This is a genomic window from Methanobrevibacter sp. 87.7 (assembly GCF_002208625.1).
Classification (GTDB): domain Archaea; phylum Methanobacteriota; class Methanobacteria; order Methanobacteriales; family Methanobacteriaceae; genus Methanarmilla.
Genome location: NZ_MRCT01000135.1, coordinates 1 through 4,897 on the forward strand (window position 1 = coordinate 1; position 4,897 = coordinate 4,897).

Annotated in this window: 5 protein-coding genes; 4 read left to right on the plus strand and 1 reads right to left on the minus strand. The window is 23.1% G+C overall.

The window, feature by feature from the left end; genetic code table 11:
- Positions 1–224: 224 nt before the first annotated feature.
- Entirely contained in the window at positions 225–680 is a 456-nt protein-coding gene (locus BGI41_RS06595) for a hypothetical protein (protein ID WP_088539706.1), read from the plus strand.
- Here the strand turns inward: BGI41_RS06595 and BGI41_RS08600 are convergent.
- Positions 640–801, minus strand: a complete 162-nt coding sequence (locus BGI41_RS08600; RefSeq protein WP_233126338.1) for a hypothetical protein — start codon at positions 799–801, stop codon at positions 640–642. The two genes, BGI41_RS06595 and BGI41_RS08600, sit on opposite strands and share 41 nt — an antisense overlap.
- On the opposite strand from BGI41_RS08600, the gene BGI41_RS06600 reads away from it, so the two are divergent.
- The 3 genes from BGI41_RS06600 (at position 761) to BGI41_RS06610 (ending at position 4,608) form a co-directional block, all read left to right on the plus strand.
- Positions 761–1,132, plus strand: coding sequence for a hypothetical protein (locus tag BGI41_RS06600; protein ID WP_233126340.1), 372 nt, complete (start codon positions 761–763; stop codon positions 1,130–1,132). The two genes, BGI41_RS08600 and BGI41_RS06600, sit on opposite strands and share 41 nt — an antisense overlap.
- A gap of 11 nt (positions 1,133–1,143) precedes the next feature.
- On the plus strand, positions 1,144–1,554 hold the full coding sequence (locus tag BGI41_RS06605) for a nuclease domain-containing protein (RefSeq protein WP_233126339.1): 411 nt from the start codon (positions 1,144–1,146) through the stop codon (positions 1,552–1,554).
- 348 nt (positions 1,555–1,902) lie between these two features.
- Positions 1,903–4,608, plus strand: a complete 2,706-nt coding sequence (locus BGI41_RS06610; RefSeq protein WP_088539712.1) for a DEAD/DEAH box helicase — start codon at positions 1,903–1,905, stop codon at positions 4,606–4,608.
- The last annotated feature ends 289 nt before the right edge of the window (positions 4,609–4,897 follow it).

Consider the following 4,897-nt stretch of genomic DNA (forward strand, 5'->3'; position numbering starts at 1 on the left):
AATCTATTTTAATTTTAATAGACTTATTTATTTAAATTCCTAAATTCAATTTAATTTACTTAAATTTAATAAAAACTTTTAAGTTATTGTAAGTAAAATTAATTATTATTAAAAAAATATCTTAAATTATAAAACAATTTAAGCTAATATAATTAAATAAAGCTTTAATTATATTATAGTTTTTAAGTAAAATTTGATTTAAATTAATTAATGGAGTATAAATTTTGAATCCTAGAACAAAAAGAGTATTAATCACAGCACCAATATGGATGCTTCTTGAATTTTTCCTATTAAAATATATTTTTCTACTATATGGTGGAATTAATGATATCTATACATTAGGTATTACAATAATTCTTGGCTTAATGCAAACTATACCAATGTTATTTGAAGAGAAAAAGTCAAGAGTAATTACTAGATTTATTGCAAGACTATTTGGTATATGGGAATGGATTACTGTAATGTTTTTAATTGTAACAGTTGGAATCTATATAATTAAGGTATTTATACATATACCTACTAATATTATTAGTTTAATATTTATTATAGTCCTATTAATTGGAGTATATGCATATTATAATGTGCATCATATTATTTTAAATAATTATACATTAGAATTAGATAATATTAAAGAGGATATTAATATAGTACATATTTCTGATATACATTTGGTGCAATAAGACATAAAAAGCTTATTTCAAATCTTAGGGATAAATTAAACAGTATTCCATATTGTGAACTTATAATCATATCTGGTGATATTGCTGATGGGTCATGTGTAATTGAAGAAGATGATTTCATGGCACTTAGTGAAGTTAAAGCTTCAATAATATTTACTTCAGGAAATCATGATTATTATCCTGGAATTAATAATGTTCATAGAGCATTAGAAAAAGCTGGAGTATCTATACTTGAAAATGATAGTATAGAATATAAAGGTTTAAATATTTATGGTCTAAGTTATAGTTTTGGTGATATTCCATATCCAAGTATGGAAGAATTAAAAGATTCAATTGTAGATAATCTTGTAAATATTATAATATTCCATGTACCATATTATTGGGATGAGTTTTCTAGAATAGGATTTGATATACAGTTATCTTTAATCTTAAAAAAGGAAGTAAATCTATAATTAAATCTACTTTGAATATAGATGGTAATATAATTCCAATTGAATTTATGTATAATAAGCTATTTACTGGTGGTAATGGTTCATATTCTGTAAACTTAAAACCTGATTATTCAATTAAATTCATGATTGATGATAAATATTACTTTATTCATTTTGATGCTAAATATAAATTTAATATAGATAACTTTGGAAATGAAGTTTATAAAGATGTAGATATTTATAAAATGCATACATATAAAGATGCAATAAAAAACACTATTGGTTCATATGTTTTATATCCTGGAGATGTTAAAATGCTATTTCCTAAAGATAGTTTAGGTCTTGTTGGAGCATTTCCATTAAACCCAAGTGATGATGAAAATGAGAAATTAGATTTATCTAATTTTATTTATGATTTAATTAATAGTAAATTAAAAAATTAATATTTAATTATTTACTAATAAATTTTTTCAAATTCTTTTTTTAAAATTATTGAAATTCTAATTTTTTGATTTTTTAAGATTTATGATTTTAACTTATATTATTAAATTAACTATTAATAATTTCTTAAGTATATTTTTTCTAATTTTTATATAAAATATACTATAAATATAAAAGTATATTAAGTATATAATTATAATATAGTATATTAAATAATTATTTATCTTATTATTAAGTTTTTAATACTTATTAATTATTTAAATACAAAATATTTATTAGTAAAGTTTTTTATTAGCTATTTTAAAAATTTAATAACTTATTTTATCTAAAAATTTATAATAATTGATATTATGACAGATGTATCTATTGATGATTTTAAGAACGATATTCGTTTCAAGAAAAAAATTGAATATATTGAAACAATACCTGCTCAGAAAGCTACTTATAAAAAGGTAGATAATCTGGATAAAACTCTTGTTAAATATTTAGCATCTAAAAAGATTAGTTTATATAAACATCAAGCAGAAGCATATGAAGCAGTAAAAAATAATAAAAATATAATTATAACAACACCTACTGCTAGTGGTAAAACATTATGTTTTAATTTACCTATTCTTGAAACACTTATTAATGATGAGGATGCTACTGCATTATATATTTATCCTGCTAAAGCTTTAGCAAATGATCAATTACAAATTTTAAAAGAGTATGAACATGATTTAGATATTAATATTAATCCTGCTACTTATGATGGTGATACTCCACGTAACAAAAAGTATGGTATACGTAATAAATCAAGGATTGTACTTACTAATCCATATCAATTACATCATATTCTTGCATGGCATCATCAATGGGAGAAATTCTATTCTAATCTTAAATATATTGTAATTGATGAATCACATTATTATAAAGGTATATTTGGATCTAATGTAGCTCTTTTAATACGTCGTCTTAAAAGGATTGTTAAACATTATGGTTCTAATCCACAGTTTATATTATCTTCAGCTACTCTTGCTAATCCACTTGAACTTGCAAATAGATTAACTGGTGAAGAGTTTAAATTAATATCTGAAGATGGTTCTCCTACTGCTGAAAAGGATTTTATATTATATAATCCATTTAAAAATTATAAACCTAAGAAGTCTAAAAGAGATAATGCTCCAAATATTCACCAAGAGACAGAATTCATATTTATTTATCTTCTTTTAAAAAATATTCAAACTTTATGTTTTACTGTTTCACGTAAAATGGCTGAGCTTATTGGATTATGGGCAAGAAGGGATATGAAGAATTATAAGAAAAAATTAGTCCCAAGAATTAAAGCATATAGGGCAGGTTATCGTGCTAATGAAAGACGTGAAATTGAAGAAGGTCTTAAATCAAGAAAATATCTTGGAGTAACTACTACTAATGCATTAGAACTTGGTATTAATATTGGTACTCTTGATGCTGTTATAATATCAGGTTATCCTGGAACTATGGTTAGTGTATGGCAACAAGGTGGTAGATGTGGTCGTAGTGGTAATAAATCTCTTGTTATTTTACTTGCATTTGAAAATCAATTAGACCAATATTTTATGAAAAATCCAGAGTTTTTCTTTGAAAAACCACATGAAAATGCTATTATTGATTTAAAAAATGATATACTATTAAAATCACATATTCAATGTGCTGCAAATGAATTAAGATTAAGTCGTAATGAGATTCATGATTTCTCACCAGAACTTACTAATCAAGAAATTGCATTTTTATTTAAAGATTTACTTAGAAATAAAGAATTAGCACAGAATGTTGCTGGGGAATATTATTATCCAGGTCATGATAGTCCATCATTTAAACATTCTCTTGATCAATTATCTAAAGAAGTATTTAGAGTAGTTTGTGGTAAAAAAACTATTGAAACTATGGAACTTGCACAAGTATATTCTGAAGCATATGAAGGTGCAGTATTAATACATCAAAGTGAAACTTATGTTGTAACTAATATTAACTTTAAAACTAAAATCGTTAATGTTGTAAAACAGGAAGTAGGATATCATACACGTGTATTAAAAGAAACAGATATTCATATTATTAAAAAACTTAAAAGAGTTAAAATATCTAATTTCACAGTTAATTTTGGTGTTATAGAAGTAAGAGAAGACTTTAATAAATATAATAAGGTACATTACTCTAAAATTATAGGTCAATATAAACTAAATTTACCACCTTTAAGATTTAAAACTAAAGGTTTATGGTTTACTGTTGATGAAAAAATTAAAGATGAAGTTGAAGATAAATTTGAAGGTAAAGATATCTTTGCTGGAGGTTTACATGGTGCAGAACATGCTTTAATTGGTCTATTCCCACTTCATACAATGTGTGATAGATTTGATATTGGTGGTTTATCTACTAATATTCATCCAGATACACAAGAACCTACTATATTTATTTATGATGCATATGAAGGTGGTATTGGTATTACTGAAAAAGCTATTGATGTCTTTTATGATCTTGTAAAATCTACTGTAAATCTACTTGATACCTGTGAATGTGAAGATGGATGTCCAAAATGTATTTATTCACCTAAATGTGGTAATGATAATAAACCATTAAACAAAAATGCAACTAAATATATTCTTCATTGGATTTATGATAAATTATCAGATGATCCTGAAGATATTACAGTATATGATAATAGTAAAACTGAATCAGTAAAACCTAAAAAAGTAAGGAAATTATCTAAAATAAAAAATAAATCAAAATCTAAAAAATATAAAAAACCTAAAAAGATTAAAGTTAAAAACGATAATTTAGAAATAAAAGATGTTAAAGATAAATATGTTGAAGCTTTAGATTATTGTGATGAAGGTAATTATGGTTATGCTAAAGATCTTCTTGTTGAAATAATTAATGAAGATAAAAATTATTCTAATGCATGGTATATGTTAGGTAATATTCTTAATATTCAAGGAGATAAACATGGTGCAATTAGTTTTCTTAAGAAAGCTATCTCTATTAACCCTGCCCATGAGGATGCTAATGATTTATACCTTGAATTAACTAGTAAATAGTTAATTTAATCATTAGTATAAAATCTTATTTTATAATGTTTTTTATTTAATTTTATTTTCACTGATTTTTTTATTTTTATTTTTTAGTTTTACTTTAATTGTTTTATGTGTTAATTTTTTGTTTTTAGTCTTAGTTTTATTGTTTTTTCTGTTTTTGTGTTTTATTTTTTCTTATTTGTTTATTTTTTCTATATTTAAGCTTATTTAAGAGTATTTTACTCTATTAAATCTTATTTTATTTTTAAATTATTATAATTCTTTAATTATTTTATTTAGCTTATTTTAATAC